The organism is Streptomyces caatingaensis, assembly GCF_001187435.1.
Taxonomy (GTDB): Bacteria; Actinomycetota; Actinomycetes; order Streptomycetales; family Streptomycetaceae; genus Streptomyces; species Streptomyces caatingaensis.
This window is the reverse complement of sequence record NZ_LFXA01000002.1, coordinates 270,920-290,522: the sequence shown is the minus strand read 5'-3', so window position 1 is coordinate 290,522 and position 19,603 is coordinate 270,920. Positions and strand designations below refer to the sequence as shown.

Here is a 19,603-nt window from a genome sequence, read left to right as displayed (position 1 = left end):
GCAGGTTACTGGCTGAGATCCAGACCGTGTGTCGACTCGCTGTCGGGCAAGCCTTCGAGACTCCGGGCTTGCTCGATGAGCGCCGTGACCATGCTCAGGCTGTTCCCGGACAGACCCTTCGCGCGCAGGGCGACGCGCCGTACGTCCTGGTCGCGCATCGCGGCGACCAACGCGATCTCGGCTTCCGTCCGCTCTTTCGCCTCCTGGTCGAAGAAGTACCCGGGCTCGACACCGAAGAAGTCGGCGAGGGCCTTGATCGTCGACATCATGGGGTTCTTCTTCTGCCCGGTGCGCAGCTGTGCGATGGCGCTGGCGGAGATGCCCTTGCCGCCGTTCGTGGCGGCCTTGGTGATCGCCTCCGCGATCTCCGCGTTGGTGTACGGACCGCGCCCGGGTGGGTGGATCTCCTGGACCAGGTGTTCCAAGAGCTCGGCGAACGTCTTCTCCGGCCCGCCTGCCATCTCCGCCCTCCCTTCACCCGGGTTACCGGTCAACTTATCGATCACCACTCCAGTGTAGCGCCAGCCCGAGGTCGAACACTCCAGTTGGCCACGGGGTGTAACTGCGGTGTAAGTTTTTCACGGCTCGCGACACCTGAGTGTTCCGTCGCTGGTCAGAGGGGTAGCAACCGCTGGACTGTGGCGGAGAGCTGACCGTATGGTGCTGGTCCCTGCGGCCAGGGAGGTCCGGGGAGAAAGGGTGGTTCGCGCGGCGCGACGACAGACGCAGATACGAGCTGGCGCCCGAGAGCGGTAACTCTCAGGCGCCAACCACAAGACGCTCCCGCCTCTGCAAAGGCGAGGAGGTCACAACCAGAGCCGATCCGGACCCTTTGGACGAGGCATCCCGGACGGCCCCACTCGAAGGAGCGATTGTTACATGCCTGCTCACCAGCAGGAAACCTCGGCAGACCAAGCCGCCGGCCTTGACCTGCACGCCGAGCGCCTCGCAGCTGACGGGGGCCGCTGATCATGGCGCGCATCCGCACGATCAAACCCGAGGCATTCGTCTCCGAGTCCCTCGCCGCCTGCACGGTCACAGCCGAGCGGACGTTCTTCGGGCTGCTCACCCAGGCCGACGACCACGGGCGTCACCGCGACCATCCCGCGATCATCGCGGGCAAGCTGTGGCCGCTGCGTCCCGAGCACACTCCGCTGGACGTCGAAGACGATCTCCAGCAGCTCGCCAGCGCCGGGCTGATCTGCCGGTACACCGGGTGCGACGGACGGGGGTACCTGCACATCGTGGCCTGGGCGAAGCACCAGAAGATCGACCGGCCCAGCGCTTCGCGCCTGCCTCTGTGCTCCGCCCACGACCAGGACAAGCGATGCGGCGCCTGCAAGGCCGAGTGCGGCCAGACGCCGCGATCGGATCACGCGCCGGCACCCTCGGTCCGCGTTGTCGAGGACTCGGTGAGCACTCCTCGAGCACTCGTCGAGTCCTCGACGAACGTTCGACGAGTCTTCGCGAGCGCCGATCAGCCCTCCGCTCCACCGACCACCTCCTCCCCCACCCCGGTACCTTCCGCCGGGCACTCGGAGAGCGCCACCTCCACGGCTAGCGGAGAACCCGCAGGTCAGAGCACGTTCGACGAAGATTCGTCGAACCCTCGTCGAGTCCTCGACGAGCCCTCGCCGTCTGGATCTAGGATCTTGGATCCTGGATCCATACCTTCGGGGCGCACCGCGCCCGCGCCCTCGACCGTCTCGGCCAAGACCTTGATCGGCGAGTACGTCGCCGCCTGTGCGCACCGGCCGCCGGAGCGGGTGCTCGGGCATCTGGGGCGGGAGCTGAATCAGCTGCTTGCCGAGGGCATCGCCACCGAGCACCTGCGTGCCGCGTTGGAGCGGCTGCGGGTGAAGGGGCTGAGCCCGAGTGTGCTGCCGAGCCTGGTCAACGAGGTCATGAACGCCACCGCCCGGCAGACGCCCGCTCGGGCAGGCGGCGGGTACACGCCCTGGATGAACCCGGCGGACGACTCGGCGTACGAGGAGGTGCTCTGATGCCCCCTCGCCACCGCGATCCGGCGCCCTTGTCGGCCGCCCCGATCGCCGCCCGCTTCCAGCGGATCTTCGCCGAGCGCGGCATGCCCCCGGGCGGGATGCCGGTCAGCGACACGCCCGAGCCGATCCCCGCCCTTGAGCGGGCGCAGAGGCAGATCCCGCGCCTGTACCGGGGCGCAGTCGCCGACCACCCCCGGGTGGCCGCCTGGGTGCACACGATCGCCCGCGCCGCCGAAGCGCCGAACGTCTCCGCACGGCGGCAGGTGACCCACGGCCCGTCGCTGCTGCTGGTCGGCCGGACCGGCCGGGGCAAGACCCACGCCGCGTACGGGGCGATCCGCAGCCTGCTCGGCGCCGGCCTTGACGTGCGCTGGCACGCCACCACCGCCGCCGACCTCTACGCCGAGATGCGCCCGCGCCAGGGCGTCGACCCGGAGTGGATGCTGCGCCGCATCATCCGCATCCCGGTGCTGCTCCTGGACGACCTCGGCGCCGCGAAGTCCTCGGAATGGACCGAGGAACTGACCTACCGGCTGATCAACCAGCGCAGCATCCACCAGCTGCCCACCCTGGTCACCAGCAACCTGCCCATCAGCGACCTCCGGGCACAGATCGGCGACCGGGTCGCCTCCCGCCTGACCGGCATGTGCGAACAGGTGGTCTTCACCGGCCCCGACCGCCGCCGGGACAACGCCGCCTGACTGGCTGCTCCCGACCATCGCCGCTTCCTCCTGCATCCTCTTCACCCGAACCCCCGCGCTGAGCGCTGTCCGCACGCGCCCCGGGGGCGAACGGAGCACCTTCCCATGCACGCCCGCACCACCACCGCCACGCCCGCCTCCGACTTCCGGCGGCTCGGTGACCAGTCCTGGCACGACAAGGCCGCCTGCAGCAACCTCGAACCCGACATCGCCGACCGGCTGTTCTTCCCCACCTCCCGCGCCCGCAAGGACATCGCCCAGGCCAAGGCGCTGTGCGCCCAGTGCCCCGTCCGCCGGATCTGCCTGGACGCCGCCCTGGAGAGCGAGAGCTTCTACGGCATCCGGGGAGGCATGACGGAGGACGAACGCCGGCCTCTCCACCACAAGCTCGACTACCGTCTGGACGGGGACCGCGTCGCCGCCGCGCTGCGCGGCCTGGACATCCACCTCAGCAACGCAGAACGTGCCGCCGTCGCCCGCCTCGCCTATCTCCACGGCTTCACCGCCGAACAGCTCGCCTGGACCCTGAAGGTCAGTCAGGACTGGGCCACCGATCTGCTGCGCAACGCACACAACGAGATCGAGGACCGCGACCGCTACTGGCAGGAGGCAGGAGGCACTGACGAGCCTGCCGACGATGCCGCCTCCGGCACCACCACGGTGCCCGGACGCTTGGGCCAGGTCATCGACCGCGACAGCCTCGGCGAGGCCGCGTGACCACCACCAGCAACACCACCACGGCGGTCGGCGACTGGGACCGCGCCGCCATCCTGCTCCTCGGCGCCGCAGGATGCGCCCTGTCCTACGACGCACTCCAGCAGATGGCCGTCGCCATCCACATCCGCGGCCTGCTCACCTACCTCTATCCACTGGTCATCGACGGCTTCATCGGCTACGGCGTCCGAGCCCTGATCCTCACCCGCACCGCTCCCTGGCGCGCACGGCTCTACGTCTGGGCCCTGTTCGGCACCGCAACCGCCGCAAGCATCTGGGCCAACGCCCTGCACGCCATCCGGCTCAACCAGCTGCACCACGCCGAAAGCACCGAACTGCGGCTCGGTGACGTCACCGTCGGCGTCCTGTCCACCCTGGCCCCGCTCGCCCTCGCCGGCGCGGTCCACCTCTACATCCTGATCACCCGCCACCAGCCCGCCCACACCGAGGCGCCGCGCGGACCGGTCCCCGCGGACCATCCAGCGTGTGCGGACCAGCGGACCGCTCGTGGAGACCGGTCCGCGGACCAGAACCGTGCAGCGGCCGGTCCGGAGAACACGGTGCGGACCGTTCCACGCCAGGACCACAGCGCCGGACAGGCGAGCGGACCAGCCCGCTCGCCCCGGACCACCGCTGCGGACCTGTCCGCTGAGACCGTCCGTGCCCTCAGCGGACCCCGAACTGGGGCCCTCGACGGTCCGCTCGCCGAGGCGCCGGCATCGCACGAAGCCCTTGCCGCCGACCGCGATCCGGCGCTGCCGCACCCGCAGGAACCAGGGGCATCCGGTCCGCTGCCCCGGGCGTCTGCGGACCGGTCCGCGACGGCATCGGTCCGGGCGCCCGGTCCCCGGACTACGGACGCCGCCTCTTCCGGACCGTCGGCGCAGACCGCGGACCGGTCCGCTGCGGACCAGCGGACCGCACCTTCCAAGACAGACGAAGAGGTCCGGACCGGTCCGCAGAAGGGTGCGGACCAGCGGACCGGTCCGCAGAACCAGTCCACGCCGCTCGACGCCGCCGCGGACCAGCGGACCACCGACGCTGCGGACCGGCGGAGCGCGGACCGGTCCATGACCGGAGGCGACGGCGAAGAGCAGGACATCGACGAACTCCTGCCGATCGCCCGCGCCGCGGTCACACTCCATGGCCGTATCAACCGGACCGTCGTCCGCAGCGGCCTGCGCGAGCACCAGATCCAGGTCAGCAACCAGCGCCTCGGCCTGATTCTCCAGCGCCTGCGCGACGAAGCCGCGCTCGCCGCCTGACCTCCCCTCGCCCGCCTTCCCCGGTGTGCGGCGGCCCCACAGCCACCGGCGGCCGCACACCCTGCATGCCCGTGAAAGGCCATCGCTGTGCACCACTGCTACCGATTCCGCTCCATCCGGACCGCCTTCGAGCGCGACATAACCGGATACGAGAGCCGCGCCGACCGCGCCCCGGCCAGCCCCCTGGGCCGGACCTGCCGCACCAGCGCCCAGACCACCCGCCATGCCATGGCCCGGGCCCTGAACCGGCACCTCCGCCGCTGCCGCGAATGCGGCTGACCAGCACACATACCGCTGCCATCGCCACCAGGCGGCCCAACCACACCCGGCCGGGCCGCCGCCCCGCCCCCGCTCTGCAAGGGAGTTCGCGCCACACATGCCCCACCACCCGATGCCCGCACCGAACGCCGGCCTGGAGGCCGCCGCCTGGATCGACGTGCTCCTGCGCTACGGACTCGTACACGCCGCCGTCGAAGGACCGGACGGGCAGTGGCTCGCCCAGATCCGCCCCGACAGCACGGTGTGGCTGCTGCGCGACGCCAGCGAAGTCCTGACCCTGGCCGCCACATTCCAGCAGCAGCTGCGCGGCACCGACGGTGAGAACCGATGACAAACCGCCGACCGTCCCCGAACCCCTCGCACCCGCAGGCGGCACCCAACTCGACCTCAGCGCGAGCAAGTTGGAGCTTTGTGCACTCCTCCTACGGAGGAGTGCACAAAGCAGCCCCCGCCCCGGGGGCGGAGGCCGACCGGCGCCAGGGGGCACCGGCCGGAGAGGCTGCGACCGAGGGCGGACCGCAGCCAAAGCAGGGCGAGCACGTCTGCCACTCGCCCTCGTGCGAGCACCTCCACACGAACGCCAAGCCCCGCATCCGCCGCCGCCCCTACCAGCGCGGCAGACGCCTCCACGGCCGTACCGCCCGCTTCAACGACGAAGAGCTCGCCCTGATCACCGCTGGCGCGAACGCCGCCGGCATCACCGTCGCCGCCTACCTCGCCCACGCTGCCCTGGCCGCCGCCCGTGACCTCGACCGCACCACCGCCGAGATCGCGAGCCGACGCGAGATCGTCTCCGAACTCTTCGCCGCGAGGCGCCATCTCGGTTACATCGGCAACAACCTCAACCAGATCGCCAAGATCCTCAACTCCGACGGCCACGCGCCGCAGACCGACGTCGTGCTGGAGGCGGTGCACCGGGCAACCGAGCGCCTGCAGGCCGCCACCATCCGGCTCCTCGACCAGTAAGCACCCCCAACGTGATCCCCCGAGTCCACAAGCAGGGCGACCGCACTCTCGGTCTCCTCTCCTACCTCTACGGCCCCGGCACCCACGAGGAACACACCGACCCGCATCTGGTCGCCTCCTTCGACAGCGCCGCCCCCGACCCCGGCCGCGACCCGGCCGCCACACTCAAGGAGCTCCAGCTCCTTCTCGACCAGCCGGTGCAGGCGATCGGGAAGGAGCTGCGGCCGGGCAAGCACGTGTGGCACTGCTCGGTCCGCGCGGCTCCCGGCGACCGGATCCTGTCCGACCAAGAGTGGGGTGAGATCGCGCGGCGCGTCGTCGCGGCCACCGGCATCGACGACGGGGACGGTGCCGGATGCCGATGGGCCGCGGTCCGACACGCCGACGATCACGTCCACATCATCGCCACCCTGGTGCGCGAGGACGGCCACATGCCCAACCACCACCGCTCGGGCATGCGCGCTCAGGCCGAATGCCGTCTCATCGAAGCCGAGTACGGGCTGACCGCTGTCAACGCCGGCGACGGTACCGCCGCGAAACGGCCCACCAGCGCCGAGCGGCACAAGGCCGAACGCCGGCGCCGTGCGCAGACTCCGCGCGAGGAACTGCGCGAGAGCGTGCGCCGAGCCGTGGCCGGTGCCGCCACCGAGCAGGAGTTCTTCGACCGCCTGGCCGCAGCCGGCCTGCTCGTGCGCACCCGCACCGCCCCCTCCGGCGACCTGCTCGGCTACACCGTCGCCCTACCGGGCGACCGCAACGGCCAAGGCGAACCGGTCTTCTACTCCGGGTCGAAGCTGGCTCCCGACCTCTCCCTCCCCCGCATCCGCGAACGCCTCACCCCCGAAACCAAGGAACCGTTCGCCGCAACGGACTTGGGCGAAGGCGACACCGTCCAGTCCCGACCGACCGGCCCGGCGTCGGCCCGCCGCGCAGCAACGAGCCCCGTCTGGGAGGCCGCTCTCCTCCTCGACGACCAGGGCGACGACGGTGCCGCGGCCGCCCAGCTCTCCGCCACCGGCGAGCTTCTCGACGCCCTCGCCAAAACCTCCGCCGCCACCACACGCGACGAGCTGCGGCTGGCAGCGAGGGCCTTCGAGCGTGCCAGCCGCTCTCACATTCGCGCCCAGCACGCCGAAGCACGTGCCCTGCGCAAGGCCGCCCGGGAAATCGTCTACGCCGGCCCGTCGCTCGGGCGCGGCGAGGACGGAGCGGCCACCGCCATGGTGCTCTCCACTCTGCTCTTCGTCGTGGTGGCCGCGGCCCGCTGGCACGCCCAGCACCAGCACGCCCAGCAGGCCGCAGCCGCCCGCCAGGCCGCCGACCATCTGCGCGCCGCTTACCGCACCACCGCCCACGCCCCGCTGACCGAACTACGCCACCGAGGTCGGCGCCTCCCGCGGACCACCCGCGCCCGGTACGAGACGACCGTGCACACCGTGCTGCCACACCTCGCCGAGACCGTGCTCGCCGAGGGCGGATGGGATGCCCTGGCCGCCACCCTCAACGACGCCGCACGAGCCGGAGCCGACCCCGCCGCCCTCCTCCGTGAAGCCGCCAGCAAGCGCGAGCTGCACTCGGCCGACTCCGTCAGCGACGTCCTCGTCTGGCGCATACGCCGCATCGCCGACCTGCCCGTCCACACCCCGCAGACCACGACCGCCTCGACGCCGGCAGCCACTGCCCGTACGGCGCGTCCGGCATCTCCCGGAAACCGCCGCCGTGCAGGGCGGACGAGTTTCTGATGCACACCAAATCGCAAGTAGCTCTGCAGGGCGCCCGCGGCCGATCGTGGAATGACAGACGGCAGCACAGCAGGAGGAACGTCGGATGTTCTGGCACAGAAGGAAGACCGCCCGCCAGGGGCAGGAGCCCGCCGCTCCCGCAGCAGCGCAGTCCGCTCCGGAGTCCTTCGACGTGCCGACGGACTTGCGAGTGGACCGGACCACGGCGTCGTTCATGGCCTTCCCTCACCCCGGGCCTCTGGTCATCGCCAATACGACCGTCACCTGCCGCCACTGCGGGGCTGAAAGGGAATGGATGGTGATCAAGACCGTCGAAGGCGTCTTCATCCGCTGCCGCTGCACCTCGACCTGGCCCGAGCCACGCATGTCGCCCCAACGGTTCGACGACCTGATGGGGCCCGTCACGGACGTGGCACCGGACTTCAACCACGCCCTGCGCACCATGGGCTACGACGGCACGTTCACCGGAACCTATTTGGCCGAATGATGCCGGAGGGCCACACCGTTGGGGATGCGCCCCTCGGTCACTAACTTGTCGGCTCTTAAAGGTGTAGCTCTTGACACAGGAGCGTTCGGCTGCGCTCACTTCTGACCCTCACCTGCGTCGAGGATTCAGGCCCGTACGCCAACCGATGTCCAGGCCCGTCGAGTCCCTCAGGACCTTGTTCAGCGCTTCGACCTCTCCTTGGTCTTCAAGCAGCGTGCGGGGTAGGTGATCCGAGGCGAGAGGACCGGTGCCGTGCAGAATGTCGTCGTAGGCCGACGCCACGGCGGCGCTGATCAACAGGTCCGTGGCCTCGTTGAGGTTTACGTGCTCCGCTGGCCATCGGTACTCGCCCTGGCTCACCTGGAACACGGGGAAACACCACCACATGTTCCGGTCGGGGTCGATGAACCTGAGCGCCCGGTCCTCCAGGAAATTGACGCCGTAGTGGGTGAGCGCGCAGACATCCTCCTCACGGAGATCGAGCAGGTATGAGGCGCAGAGGAGGGAAACGGCCGGGGTGCGTGTGGCGAGATGCATGGGCACTGCGGCAGCTTCCCGCAGCGCGGAAAATCCGGACAGACGGGATACCACACGTCCCATCCGGAGCCCGCTGCGTTTGGCCAGCATGCGCTGGAAGTGAACCGTCGTCTCATGGCTGGGGGGCTGGAATTCCAGGTCGCTTTCCCAGCCCGCCATCGCCTTTGCCGCCGCCGCGAAGCGGTAGGGAGGGTACAGCTCTCTCCAGTCGACGGACGGGTCGGCAGAGGTCAGGCCCGGGACGACCGGGTTCAGTGCGAAGTCGATCAGGGCCAGGACGACGCTTCCACCAAGGTCCCTCCCCGCCAGAGCGCTCGCAAGACACCACGGAAGCCCGTACTCGCCGTTCATCTCCTCGAGCAGGAACTCCCGCAGCGTCGGGTCGGCCATCCGCATGAAGGAACCCTCGAACTGGAAAAGCTCGTCGATCACCGCCGCACACTCAAACAAGGTTCGAGTACTGAGCGGACCTTCGGAGGTGGGTACCAGCTTGAGTGGCCCCACAACGCTGACGCGCGTGTCCTCAGGGCGGTCCACCATCTCCATGCCCGCGCTCTGGCTCCATACATCTTCCAAGGAATTCTCGAACGCCGCCCGGACATCCCAGGACGTAGCATCGAACTCCGTCAGGCCCTCCGGGTCCAGCAGAACGTAGTAGGCATGGTAAAGATTGAGCCAGTCCAGCTCGTTGTATCTCAGCTCTCCGCCTGTGTGCTGGGGATAGCGCTTGAAGGAGAGAAAAGGCAGTCCGCTGGCCCGGCCCTCGTGGAGGAAATCGGTTTGCTGCTGGCTCATGCGGGAGATCGTGTACGCGGCTAGCTGATCCCTCGTACGCCGTAACAGGCTCAGCAGGACGCCGACAGTAGAGCCGTGATACCGCGCCCAGTGACTACTCTCATGGACGTAGGTCTTGTGCCAGGAACCGACCGCGGTTACGAGGCCTTTGGTACGAGTACGGGTCGGATCCTGGAAGAGGATCTGGCTTCGCAGATTCAGCTCGGCGCCGCTGGAGTTCCGCAGGCGTGGAGAATGAACGGTCATTGGTCCGTGCCTTCCGCGTCCTCCCTGACACCTTCGGGGCGAGGGCCTACCTCGTCCACAGGTCCACGGTCACGCGCGCGACCAAGGCCTTGAGGGCATCGTACAGCGCGTTCGTGGCCAGTCCGGCAGCGACAGAGACGGCGAGCTCCGCCCACTGTGCGTGACGCAAGGAATCGCGTCTGTCCTCACGGAGGGGCGTGAGGACAAGCGAGCATTTTCCAGCGAGGTGCGGATCCGCCTCGATCTCCCGCACGAGCACCTTCAAGTTTGCGCTCTCGCCCCGGTATTCAGTGATCAGCATGGCGGGAGCCTACAGTCACCCTTCAGCCCTTGGGGCGGGTTCAGGGCACCCCCTCATCGCCGGGAAGGCGTCGGAGTCGGCGAACCGAACGATCGGATCACGCCAGCGCCCTACCGTGACTCCGGGATGACTCGACAGCGCGAAGCGGCCTTTGCGCTCTGCGTCACCTCAACACCGTTCATGTGCTGCGCAATCAACTGTCGCCACAAGGCAACTTACCTGCACATATAAGAGGATTCAGCCTCGCGGCCATGCAAAGGCCGCACGTGGCGAATGGCGATCTCGCGTCTATGACTCGGGAGGTACGCATGGTGGGCTTGCATCGAACACGCGTACCCGAAGAGGAGGATCGTTGAGACGCATACGCACCCTGTCGGCACTGCGGCACGTGGCCGCTGGCGCTGTCCTTGCTGTTCTCGCGGGTGCGGGAACAGCAACGGCGACCGAGTTACCGCCGGTGCCCAACCCTTTGGCAGCTCCGGCGTCGCGTCCGGCAGCCGGGCCAGAGCACGCCGCGGCGGCCGGGGCACGGCCTGTGTCCGGCAAGAATCCGTCGGCTGGCCCGCAGTACACCAAATCCGGCAGCACCTGGCGCGTCATCACCCCGGAGACGGTGCTGCGGAACACGGTCACCGATGCTGACGGTCACACGGCCAACCTCACGTTCGAGGTATGGACGACAGACGCTGACGGCAAGCCGAAGACGCAGGTCAAACTCACCGACGCCAACCCGTACGGCGTCCTGGTGTCGCCCTTCGTCGCGTCGGGGAAGACCGCGCAGGTCACCGTCCCGTACGGCAAGCTGAAGCCGGGCGTGACCTACACCTTCCACACCTCCGCCTACGACGGAAGCCTGTACGAGACCGACTGGTCCCCGTGGGCGAACTTCCGCATCGAGCCCTACGTGGCGTTCCCCGCGCCGCAGGCTTCCTCGACGATCGACCCGCTCGCGCAGAAGACCATCGAGTTCACCCGCACCGACCCGGGACCGGCGCTGCCGACCCTGCGCAAGGACGGCACGACCCTCAAGGCCCCCACGAAGAAGCGCACGTGCGGCAAGCCCGACGCGCAGGGTCGCGAGCTGTGCTTCGAGCTGAACCCGCCGTCCAAGAAGGCTCTCCGGTCGGCGGCGCCCGCGGGACCGGCCGTCGATCTGGTCGACTGGTGCTATGACAAGCCGTCCGGCCTGGACTACATGAGCCGGACCGAAGCCTGCATGAAGAGCATCGGCACCGGCACACTGATCTTCACCAGCACCGACCCGAAGAAGCCCGCGCTGGGGACGGCCACCTTCAACATCGAGCAGCGGATCAAGACCTACCCGAAGAAGGGCGACAGCGGCTCGGACTTCGCCGAGTTCGACCAGCAGATCGTGCTGGTGCCCCAGCACATCGACCCCGAGCTCAAGGGCGTCCGCATGAAGTGGAACGTCGGGTCGTCGTGCAAGTCCTGCGTGACGTCGAACATCCGCTGGGCGGACAACCAGAACAACACTGCGGGCGACGCGTACTGGGACGCCGCGACGGCCGACCCGTACAGCGGGCGCTGGGGAACCATCCAGACCACCTGGTCCGGCACGGGCAAGGAGACCATCGACCTCGGATGGTCGGTCACCGCCACCGTGGACGCCGGCGGGAACCCTGCCACGGCCAACTTCGGCACCAGCGGAGTCCCATCCGTGCGCGAGCTCGCCCCACGCTGCGACGACATCCTCAAGGGTGTCTCGCCCGGCTGTGTCCTGCCGTTCTTCAAGCCCACCTACACCGTCGACACCAACCTGTACCCGGCCGCCGGCGCGTACTACTGGCTGATGCAGGAGAAGATGCCCGACCACGCCGGCTCGAAGAAGTGGGACTCCCTTCTGCACTACCTCGGCCCGGACACCACCGTCACCAACCCCAACACCGGCAAACCGTGGACCTCTGACGACAGCCGCGGCAAGGTCTGCGGCAACTGGACAGCCCACCAGAGCGACGCCTCTGTGGGCACCATGGACTGCGACGAATACGCCATGGCCTCCACCCACGAGAGCGGCGGATTCCCCGGCGGCCTCAACCAGGTGTCCAACGGCGACCAGTGCACCCAGCTCTTCACCGACAAAATGGGCGACGGCAGCGCCAACTTCGGCCTGCTCGCCGACACCCGCAAGGCCACGACCGGCCCCACATGGAAGGAGAAGTGCGGCCGGGCCGGTATCGAGTCCACCCAGAACCGACAGGCATTCCGCAAACTGAACCCCACCATCTGGCGCCTACTGGACAACGACGGATTCATCGTCAGCAACCCCGGCTTCGAGCACTGCGCGAACGCCGACACCACCTGCGCCTGGCGCAAGGTCTGACACATCCTGCGTGACGCGAAAGGGGTGGGAGCCGACATACCGGCTCCCACCCCCGTCTTTGGTCCCGTGGTCCGGTCCGTGGGTCAGGCCGGCTCGCTGCCGGGCCCCCACGCCAGGGCGCCGTCGACCAGGCTGGGCTTGTCCGGACCGGCAAGGGACGGCACCTCCAGGGCGTCCGCCATCTCCTCCAGGTAGCTGGTCAAGGACTCGAACTCGACCTGACGGTTGGCGAACTCGTCCCATGACCACACCTCCCCCGTCCCGGCATCCAGGTAGAGGCCGGACGACCAGCTGTGCTCGCCAAGCGTGCACACCGGTATCCATCGGCGATCCCACAAGTGGTCGTCGTAGACCTCTCTCCAGTGCCGGTGAAGTTCGATGGCCTCGGCGATGGTCATGAGCTTCGCGTTGTCCTGCAAGAACGCCGCACCCACAGAGGAATGGACGCCCCGGTGCAGTCCCCACAGGGCCTTCAGCTCGGCGGGAACCCTGACACCAAGTTCGCCCTCCGCCCTGTCGATCTCCTCCCGTGAGGCCCCGGCCTGCAACGAGGCAAACGAGACAGGCGCATGCTCGCGAAGCCACGTCTCGATCCGCTGCCACGCCCCGGTCACCTGCCGTACCGCGATCTCTTCAAGGCGGGGATCCGGTACCTGGTCGCGATCGCCGGCGCCGGTGACGGGCGGCTGTGTCGCAGTGATGCCCCTGATCTCCGCCCGGTCCTCTTCCAGCAGGGGTGGGCCGTAGGCGTAGTGCACCTGCAGTGCCGGGCAGTCCTCGAAGGTGTCGCCGTCGATCTCCACGGTGTACAGGGACGGCTCGCCCTGCGGAGTACCCAGCAGGGGATCATCACTGAGCCGCGTACGCAGAACCTTCACGGCGTAACTGACGCCGTTGCCCAGCTCGTTGCAGCGCTCCTGTATGTGCGGGGGTATGTCGACGGTCGTGGACATGGCGCGATGTCTCCCTGCGGTCGTCGCGTGGTCGATGACGTGGAACTCGGATCGTAATGGAGGCCATGGCGCCGCTCCAGGCAGGCGCGGAGGCGGTCCCGCACCGGAGCCAAGGTCGCTTCCAGGCCCAGTTCGCAGGCGCGTGGGTGTTGCGGTGACGAGTGCAGTTCAGCGGGAGAGGCGGATCGTGAGGTGGCCGCCGGGGTCCTGCGGCAGGACGGAGCGGGACACGGGGGTGGGGTCGGCGAGGGCCGTGGTGAACCCGGCGACGAGCTCCTGCGGGGTGGAGGGGCTGAAGGCTGCGCACCACTGGTGAGGGAGGTGGTCGTCGGTTTGGGCCCAGGCGAGGTATCCGGGCAGGCCGGGGATGGGGTTGCCGTCCTCGATGGCCTCGGAGACCGCTCCGTACGTCACCCATGCCTGGAGTTTCGGAGCGTAGTAGGTGTTGCCGGCGTCGGTCGGGTCGGTGGACCAGCGGGCGTCGGCGAGAGGCTCGAGCGAGCTCCGGCCGGGCTCGATCCCGCCGGTGACGTCCGGGGCGGTGGCGAGTGCGGTGGCGAAGGCGGTGACGAGCTCGTGGGGGACGCGGGCGGTGAAGTAGGCGTTCCACAGAGGTGGCGCGGTGACTTCGGTGCGGGCGAAGAACTCCCACACCACAGGGTCCCCGTCGAAGAGCACGTTCGGGTGACCTGGGAGCCATTCGGCGCCCCGGAGTTGGTCGGCGTCGAGGAGGTGGCGGGTCTGGGTACGGGTGGTCCAGCAGCTCCAGCCGATGTTGACGAGGGCGTCGGTGACGTGGTCGCCGAGGAGGCCGTCGTTGCCGGCGAGGTAGCGCGGGGAGACGAGGTACGGGCCGCCGTCGACGGCTGGGGCGCTGGTGCGCTGGCTTCCGGGGGCCTGCTCGGGGTCGGTCGAGGACAGGGAGAGCTCCGTTCATGTGCGGCGGTTAGTGGGCGTCCGGGTCAGCGTGCCGTGGCGCGTGCCGTGCGGCGTCGGGTTTGCGGCGCGGTAGTGTCGGTGGTCCATCGCAGGGCTACGGCGACGGGGCGGGGCAGGTAGCTCTGCTGTCCGCCGTCGCCGAGGAACACGGCGCGACGGCCGTCGTCGTCGAGTCCCTCGGTGAGCGTGCCGGGGTAGTGCGCGAAGGGGAAGTCGGGGTTGACGGCGAGGCGGATGACGGCGTCATCGTCGTAGGTCTGCAGACGCTGGACGAGCTCTCGCACGGTGATGTTTTGGGGCAAGATCGTTCTCCTTGGTAGGTGTACAGGTGCCGCGATCGAATGGGTCAGCGGGTCATGGTCGCTGCGGTCGTTCTGTATGGGGCGGCGGGTCGAGAGGTGGAGATCACCGCTGCGACGAAGGCGGCGATGAGTTCGGCTGGGGTCTCCGGCTCAAAGCTCGCTGCCCAGCCGGGCACGTCCGCAGTGCCTGTGACGGCGATCTTCCAGCCCTCGCCGTCTGTCCCGGGCCGGCCTTCGGGGAAGTATCCGAGGTAGAGGCGGCCGTCTTTCGATGAGACGTGGACGTCGGCTCTGTCGTCGACCACGAAGTGGTAGTCCTCGGCGTCGAATTGGGCCAGGACACGGGTGGCCTGTCCGGGGCCGATCGGCCACTCGCGCAGGCGCAGGGCGGCGAGGGTGGTGCGGAATCCCGGTGTCGTCGTCTCGATAGTCATGAGGGCATCCCTTCTCTGACCTGCGGTTTTTCGGACTGGGTGACTTTGACATGGGTCCGCGACGTCTCTCCAGTCCGAGACGGCTCTTCCGCGTCTGCCCTGGGCGAATCGACTACCTGCAGGGCCATCTCGCCTGCCGACGCACGACGTTCGTCGCCCGGCGACCGGTTCCGGAGTGTTCGCGGGGAGGACATGACGAAGGCCCTCACCGTGGGGGTGAGGGCCTCGTGCGGGATGGGTGTGCGGTCAGCGGGCTCGGCGTCCGGCCGCTGCTGTTGGTGACAGCGGTGCGGGTCTGAGTGCGGCGGTTCCAGGGTGTTGCGTGGTTGCGGTGCGGGCGCGGGCGGCCTGTGCGCGGCGTACGTCCAGGGGTGTGGGGACCGGGGTTGGTATGGGGGTGAGTTGGGCGTGGTTGCGGGTGAGGAGGGACAGCTCGCGGGCGTAGCGGGTGACGGGGGTGGGGTCGGCGATGGCTGTGGTGGTGGCGGTGATGAGCTGGGTGGGGGTGTGGGTGGTGAAGGTGGCGTACCAATCGGGGAAGCGGCGACCGGTGCCGCCTCGGAGCCACCAGCAAGAGTGATGTCCGGCGATCTCACTCTCGTGGTCGGGGGCCAGGTGCTCGTAGGTGAGGTGGGCAAGGCTGTCGGGGGCGGTGAGCTCGTCCGTCCAGGCGCGCCGGTCGTGCTGCCAGCCGGCCGCGGTCAGCGGAGTGAACGCCTGGGCGGGCTTGTTGGTCGCGCCGTGGAGGTAGGCGTGGGGGCCTTGGGTGTATGCCTGGGCGAGGGCGGTGGTGAAGGCGGTGACGAATTCGGTGGGAGTGCGGTCGTTGAAGGTTGCGGCCCAGCGTACGGAGCCGAAAGCGTCGTCGTAGGCGCTGATGCGCCACAGGCCGTCGTCGTCTCCTTCGGGCAGGTAGCCCAGGCGGATCCGGTGGTCTGGTGCGGAGACGTAGGTGTTGCCGAGGTCGTCGTGGTGCAGGGCCCAGCCGAGGTCGCGCAGGGGCTGGAGTCCGGGGTCGCCGATGGCGGTGGAGCCGGCGAGGTGGCGCGGGGAGACGAGGTACTCCTGGAACGGGTCCTCGCGGACAGAGGGGGACAGCGGTGGCTCCTGGAAACCGGGGCGGCGCCCGCCGGCTGGCGAGCGCCGCGAGACGTGCGACGGGGCGGGGAGGCCACAGGGGTGGGTCCCTGGCCGGGAGGGGTTTCAGGCTTCCCGGCCAGGAGCCGTGCGGGGACTACTCCTGGGGTTCGGTGGTCTCATCCTCGGCGGCGGTCTTCTGCCGGCGGCGGGTTGCCCACAGTGCGCCTCCTCCGGCCAGCAGCAGGGCTGTAGCTCCGCCCAGCGCCCATGCGGTGGTGTCAGCACCGGTGTGGGCGAGTGCTCCGCCCGGGGTGTCGGGGGTCTTGGGCTTGTCCGGCCGGTGCGGCGGGGTGGTCGGCGGCGTCGTGGGAGGGGTCGTCGGCGGTGTGGTGGGCGGGACGGGGGTGTTCTCCACCGTGACGGCGACCTGCTCCCCCGGCTTTGCCGTGAACGGTGACGGGGTCTTGTTCAGCTGGTAGTGCGTGGGGGCCTTGGTCTCCTTGGCCCAGTAGCGGGTGCCCGCCTTGAGGTCGACGCCGAGCTTGAGCTTCGCGGTGCCGTCCGCGCCGGTGGTCAGCTCGGCTATCTTCTTGCCCGGCTGGTGCTTGCCCGCGGCGTCGACGGTGTCGGAGTCGATCTCGATGACCGCGCCCGCGAGTGCCTTGCCAGTCGACTTGTCGATCTTCTTCACCAGGAGGTCGGCGTCCTTGAACGGGTCGACGACGGTGATCGGATGGGCCTTGGCGGACTGGCCCTCGGTGATGACGATGTCCTGGTCGGGCACCAGGGCGTGGATCGTGTCGCCGCTGTCGGTCTCGTGCAGGCGGTACGTGCCCGGTGCGAGATTCTCGAAGGCGAGGATGCCAGCGGCGTTCGTCCTGCCTTCAGCAACGGTCTTTCCGGAGGCCGGGTCGATGAGCTGGAAACTGGCGCCGGCCATCGTGTCCTTGCCCGGGTCGGTCTTGTGGATCTCGACGCCGCCCGTGGCGGGGGTGACCTTGACCTTCGTGGTGCCTTCGGCGGCGGTGGTGTCGCCGGCCAGCAGCATGCGCTGGGCCGAGGCGTCGCGCGGTTCGAGCACCTTCAGCTGCGAGCCCGGCAGCCCGCTCGCCGTCGCCTTCACCGTGGCTTCACCGGCCGTGCCGGTGGTGAACTGCCAGCTGGCACTTCCGTCCTTGCCGGTGGTGACGCTGCCGCGGGCGGTGCCGGATCCGGTCTCGGACAGGTCGATCTTGACGCCGGGGACCTTGGCACCGGACAGGGAGGCGGTGACCTCGACGGCCACCGAGACCTTCTTGCCCGTGGTGGTGGTCTCGACGCTCGGCTTGATGTGCAGGGTGTAGGGGCCGGCGCACTTCTTTGCTTCGGCGATGTAGCCCTCGGCCAGCGTGCGGGCTGTCGGCGACACGTTCGGGTAGCCCAGGCGCTGCTTGCCTCGGGATCCGTTGATGGCGTACTTCCCGCCGGCCAGGAACTCGTACGTCGCGGCGTCGACGGCGGCGGCCTGCTCGTCGGACTGCGTCTGGCCGTACTTGCCGATCACGTAGGAGGCGTAGGCGACGTGGGAGTCGGGGACCGCCTGGCTGGTCTCGGAGGACGTCCAGTGGGTGACGGTCTTCGGGCCGGTGTAGCCGCCGGCGGCCTGGGGGCCCTTGCGCTCGGGGTCGGCGCAGTAGGTCTCGCTGTCGCCCCATACCTTGATGCCGGGCGGACCGTAGGCGCCGATGTGGGAGGTGGCGGCGTTGCCGTCGGAGTCCGGGATCGCGTAGCCGGGCCCGAAGTCAAGCGGCTTGGCGTCGGCGGCCTGGGCGGTCGGCATCCAGGCGAGGGTGCCGGCCACGCCGGCGGCGACGACGGTCGACAGCAGCCGGACGATGCGAGGGGTGGTGCGGGTGCGCATGGGGTGGTGATGCTCCTGCAATGCGGTAGGTACCGGTCCCGCGCAGCGGGGACCGTGTGGTGAAGCCGCGCCCAGCGGGGCTGGAGGCGGAAGGACAGCGGAAGGAGAGGGCCGTCAGGAGGTGCGGCTATGGTGAGCGGTCCGTCCAAGGCTGGGAGCGAACGACGTGAGGGTCATCGGCTCCGGCCGGTGCTCGGCAACCGGCATGAGGGGGTGGCGTTCGTCATCGTGACCGCCCGCTCGTCGCCGGGGCCGGGACGATGGGCGCGTGGCGGGTGGTGTGGGAGAACATGTCGGCATGCCGCCACGAGGGCGGTGTGCGCTGTGCGGTGATGGCCGGGGTGGTGCGGGGGCTGGTGGCGACGGCGGCCGCAGCCACTGACCGTCGCACCTGCCCGTCCTGCGCATGGTCAGTGGCCTGGGCGGGTGCCCAGACGGGGTGTGCTGTAGTGGGCGGCCTTCCTGCGGCCCACGCTGAGAGCGTGGTGTAGGCCGGGCCCAGGGCGTGGGCCGCGGCGGTGAGTTGGTAGGGCGAGCGGTGGTTGTCGGTGACGCGCTCGACGAGACCGTCGGCGCCCAGCTGCCGCAGCCGGGAGGTGATCACCATCGGGGACAGGCCGGGGGCTACTTCGCGGGCCAGCTCGCCGCTGCGCATCGGGCCGTAGGTCCGCAGTGCCCACAGGACGGCGGTGGCGTGGCGCGGGGTGATCAGCTTGAGGGCGTCCTCGACCTGCTCGGCGCGGGCGGTGGGGCCGGTGTTCTCCAGGCATGAGTCGGCCCAGGCGGCCAGCGCGTCCTGGGCGGGGGCGAGTTCGCGTCCTCGGTCGGTGAGGGAGTAGTAGACCGGGCGTCCGTCGGTGGCGGTGCGGTCGAGGAGTCCGTGGTCGGCCAGGGCCGCCAGTCGCTGGGAGACAGCGGGATCTTTCAGCCAGGGCAGCTTCTCGCGCACCTCGTGGTAGCGCAGGCGGCCGGCTTGCTGGAGGGTCTGCAGCGTCCACACGCTCCAGCGCGGGGCGATCATCGCCAGGGACTCCTCCACGCGCTGCAGATCGTTGATGCGGGAGGTCGGGGACGTGACGGTGGTGGCGGTCACCGAAGGGCTCCTTGCAGAAGGTCAGCGGGCACGGGCAGCGGTTGCACACGACGCTGGGGAAGGGGGCTGAGTACCGGCGTCGGGGCGTCAGCGATTGCGATGTAGGGCGGGCGTGGTGGAGGCCGGTGCCGCCGACGGGACCGGCAGGACGGTGGCCACGGGGCGGGCAGGCGCAGGCCGGGAGGACCTGGTGGGCATGGTGCGCAGCAGCTCGTCGATGGCCTGGGCATACTGGGCTTTGGCCGTGGTGGCTGCCGCCAGCCACTGGATGTCGACGGCCAGGTCCTCGGCCGCCGGTTCCTGGCCGGGCGCGGTGGCCGTGTGGAGGCGGTCACGGACCTCGTCCAGGTGGCCTTCGGCCACGGTGAGAAACCGCCGCAGCTCCAGCATGCGCTGCACGGCCGGCGAGACCGACGCGGCGGCCTGCAGCTGGTGCAGTTCTTCCATGCTGCGGCCGAAGGCGGCCTCGATGACGCCGTCCTTGCTGGACGGGCGCAGAGCAATGCTCACACAAACCTCAACATC

The 19,603-nt window shown here is 69.4% G+C and carries 20 protein-coding genes; 9 read left to right on the top strand and 11 right to left on the bottom strand.

Going from position 1 to position 19,603, the window contains the following annotated elements; genetic code table 11:
- Positions 1-5: 5 nt before the first annotated feature.
- Positions 6-509 carry a helix-turn-helix domain-containing protein gene (locus AC230_RS02110; protein ID WP_241833041.1) on the bottom strand — a complete coding sequence of 168 codons (504 nt, stop codon included), beginning with the start codon at positions 507-509 and terminating at the stop codon, positions 6-8.
- Between the two features lie 462 nt (positions 510-971).
- On the opposite strand from AC230_RS02110, the gene AC230_RS02105 reads away from it, so the two are divergent.
- From AC230_RS02105 to AC230_RS02065, 8 genes are all read left to right on the top strand, one after another.
- Entirely contained in the window at positions 972-2,003 is a 1,032-nt protein-coding gene (locus tag AC230_RS02105; RefSeq protein WP_049714195.1) for a hypothetical protein, read from the top strand.
- Positions 2,003-2,704 carry an ATP-binding protein gene (locus tag AC230_RS02100; protein WP_053160943.1) on the top strand — a complete coding sequence of 234 codons (702 nt, stop codon included), beginning with the start codon at positions 2,003-2,005 and terminating at the stop codon, positions 2,702-2,704. Before AC230_RS02105 ends, AC230_RS02100 begins: the two co-directional genes overlap by 1 nt.
- 105 nt (positions 2,705-2,809) lie before the next feature.
- The gene (locus AC230_RS02095; protein WP_053160940.1) at positions 2,810-3,421 is read left to right on the top strand and encodes a WhiB family transcriptional regulator; all 612 of its coding nucleotides are present in this window, start codon (positions 2,810-2,812) and stop codon (positions 3,419-3,421) included.
- Positions 3,418-4,683: a DUF2637 domain-containing protein gene (locus AC230_RS02090; RefSeq protein ID WP_049714194.1), complete on the top strand. Its 1,266-nt coding sequence runs from the start codon at positions 3,418-3,420 to the stop codon at positions 4,681-4,683. Before AC230_RS02095 ends, AC230_RS02090 begins: the two co-directional genes overlap by 4 nt.
- A gap of 376 nt (positions 4,684-5,059) precedes the next feature.
- On the top strand, positions 5,060-5,293 hold the full coding sequence (locus AC230_RS02080) for a hypothetical protein (protein WP_049714192.1): 234 nt from the start codon (positions 5,060-5,062) through the stop codon (positions 5,291-5,293).
- A gap of 101 nt (positions 5,294-5,394) precedes the next feature.
- Entirely contained in the window at positions 5,395-5,928 is a 534-nt protein-coding gene (locus AC230_RS02075) for a plasmid mobilization protein (protein WP_241833040.1), read from the top strand.
- 11 nt (positions 5,929-5,939) lie between these two features.
- Positions 5,940-7,670, top strand: coding sequence for a relaxase/mobilization nuclease domain-containing protein (locus AC230_RS02070; protein ID WP_049714190.1), 1,731 nt, complete (start codon positions 5,940-5,942; stop codon positions 7,668-7,670).
- A gap of 85 nt (positions 7,671-7,755) precedes the next feature.
- A complete protein-coding gene (locus AC230_RS02065) occupies positions 7,756-8,157 on the top strand; it encodes a hypothetical protein (RefSeq protein ID WP_049714189.1) in 402 nt (133 codons plus the stop codon).
- A 108-nt stretch (positions 8,158-8,265) separates the two neighbouring features.
- On the opposite strand, the gene AC230_RS02060 is transcribed toward AC230_RS02065, so the two are convergent.
- Complete coding sequence (locus AC230_RS02060; RefSeq protein ID WP_157868482.1) at positions 8,266-9,489, bottom strand: hypothetical protein; 1,224 nt, start codon at positions 9,487-9,489, stop codon at positions 8,266-8,268.
- A 292-nt stretch (positions 9,490-9,781) separates the two neighbouring features.
- Positions 9,782-10,036, bottom strand: coding sequence for a hypothetical protein (locus AC230_RS02055; RefSeq protein ID WP_049714187.1), 255 nt, complete (start codon positions 10,034-10,036; stop codon positions 9,782-9,784).
- A 535-nt stretch (positions 10,037-10,571) separates the two neighbouring features.
- On the opposite strand from AC230_RS02055, the gene AC230_RS02050 reads away from it, so the two are divergent.
- On the top strand, positions 10,572-12,377 hold the full coding sequence (locus AC230_RS02050; protein WP_049714186.1) for a hypothetical protein: 1,806 nt from the start codon (positions 10,572-10,574) through the stop codon (positions 12,375-12,377).
- A gap of 83 nt (positions 12,378-12,460) precedes the next feature.
- Here the strand turns inward: AC230_RS02050 and AC230_RS30570 are convergent, their stop codons facing one another.
- The 8 genes from AC230_RS30570 to AC230_RS02015 form a co-directional block, all read right to left on the bottom strand.
- Positions 12,461-13,330, bottom strand: coding sequence for an SMI1/KNR4 family protein (locus tag AC230_RS30570; RefSeq protein ID WP_078870880.1), 870 nt, complete (start codon positions 13,328-13,330; stop codon positions 12,461-12,463).
- 168 nt (positions 13,331-13,498) lie between these two features.
- Positions 13,499-14,104: an SPDY domain-containing protein gene (locus AC230_RS02040; protein ID WP_277816840.1), complete on the bottom strand. Its 606-nt coding sequence runs from the start codon at positions 14,102-14,104 to the stop codon at positions 13,499-13,501.
- A gap of 188 nt (positions 14,105-14,292) precedes the next feature.
- On the bottom strand, positions 14,293-14,571 hold the full coding sequence (locus AC230_RS02035) for a hypothetical protein (RefSeq protein ID WP_078870879.1): 279 nt from the start codon (positions 14,569-14,571) through the stop codon (positions 14,293-14,295).
- A gap of 44 nt (positions 14,572-14,615) precedes the next feature.
- Positions 14,616-15,005: an SPDY domain-containing protein gene (locus tag AC230_RS02030; RefSeq protein ID WP_049714183.1), complete on the bottom strand. Its 390-nt coding sequence runs from the start codon at positions 15,003-15,005 to the stop codon at positions 14,616-14,618.
- 246 nt (positions 15,006-15,251) lie between these two features.
- Positions 15,252-15,932, bottom strand: a complete 681-nt coding sequence (locus AC230_RS34605; protein WP_422125554.1) for an SPDY domain-containing protein — start codon at positions 15,930-15,932, stop codon at positions 15,252-15,254.
- A gap of 307 nt (positions 15,933-16,239) precedes the next feature.
- Entirely contained in the window at positions 16,240-17,985 is a 1,746-nt protein-coding gene (locus AC230_RS02025) for a SpaA isopeptide-forming pilin-related protein (protein WP_049714182.1), read from the bottom strand.
- Positions 17,986-18,208: 223 nt separating this feature from the next.
- Positions 18,209-19,078 carry a winged helix-turn-helix transcriptional regulator gene (locus tag AC230_RS02020; protein ID WP_049714181.1) on the bottom strand — a complete coding sequence of 290 codons (870 nt, stop codon included), beginning with the start codon at positions 19,076-19,078 and terminating at the stop codon, positions 18,209-18,211.
- 87 nt (positions 19,079-19,165) lie between these two features.
- Entirely contained in the window at positions 19,166-19,588 is a 423-nt protein-coding gene (locus AC230_RS02015) for a hypothetical protein (RefSeq protein ID WP_049714180.1), read from the bottom strand.
- Positions 19,589-19,603 lie beyond the last annotated feature (15 nt).

Coding starts and splice junctions, on each gene's coding strand:
- AC230_RS30570 (WP_078870880.1), bottom strand. CDS start 13,330: ATGTCCACGACCGTCGACATACCCCCGCACATACAGGAGCGCTGCAAC.
- AC230_RS02055 (WP_049714187.1), bottom strand. CDS start 10,036: ATGCTGATCACTGAATACCGGGGCGAGAGCGCAAACTTGAAGGTGCTC.
- AC230_RS02100 (WP_053160943.1), top strand. CDS start 2,003: ATGCCCCCTCGCCACCGCGATCCGGCGCCCTTGTCGGCCGCCCCGATC.
- AC230_RS02080 (WP_049714192.1), top strand. CDS start 5,060: ATGCCCCACCACCCGATGCCCGCACCGAACGCCGGCCTGGAGGCCGCC.
- AC230_RS02025 (WP_049714182.1), bottom strand. CDS start 17,985: ATGCGCACCCGCACCACCCCTCGCATCGTCCGGCTGCTGTCGACCGTC.
- AC230_RS02105 (WP_049714195.1), top strand. CDS start 972: ATGGCGCGCATCCGCACGATCAAACCCGAGGCATTCGTCTCCGAGTCC.
- AC230_RS02060 (WP_157868482.1), bottom strand. CDS start 9,489: ATGAGCCAGCAGCAAACCGATTTCCTCCACGAGGGCCGGGCCAGCGGA.
- AC230_RS02030 (WP_049714183.1), bottom strand. CDS start 15,005: ATGACTATCGAGACGACGACACCGGGATTCCGCACCACCCTCGCCGCC.
- AC230_RS02095 (WP_053160940.1), top strand. CDS start 2,810: ATGCACGCCCGCACCACCACCGCCACGCCCGCCTCCGACTTCCGGCGG.
- AC230_RS02065 (WP_049714189.1), top strand. CDS start 7,756: ATGTTCTGGCACAGAAGGAAGACCGCCCGCCAGGGGCAGGAGCCCGCC.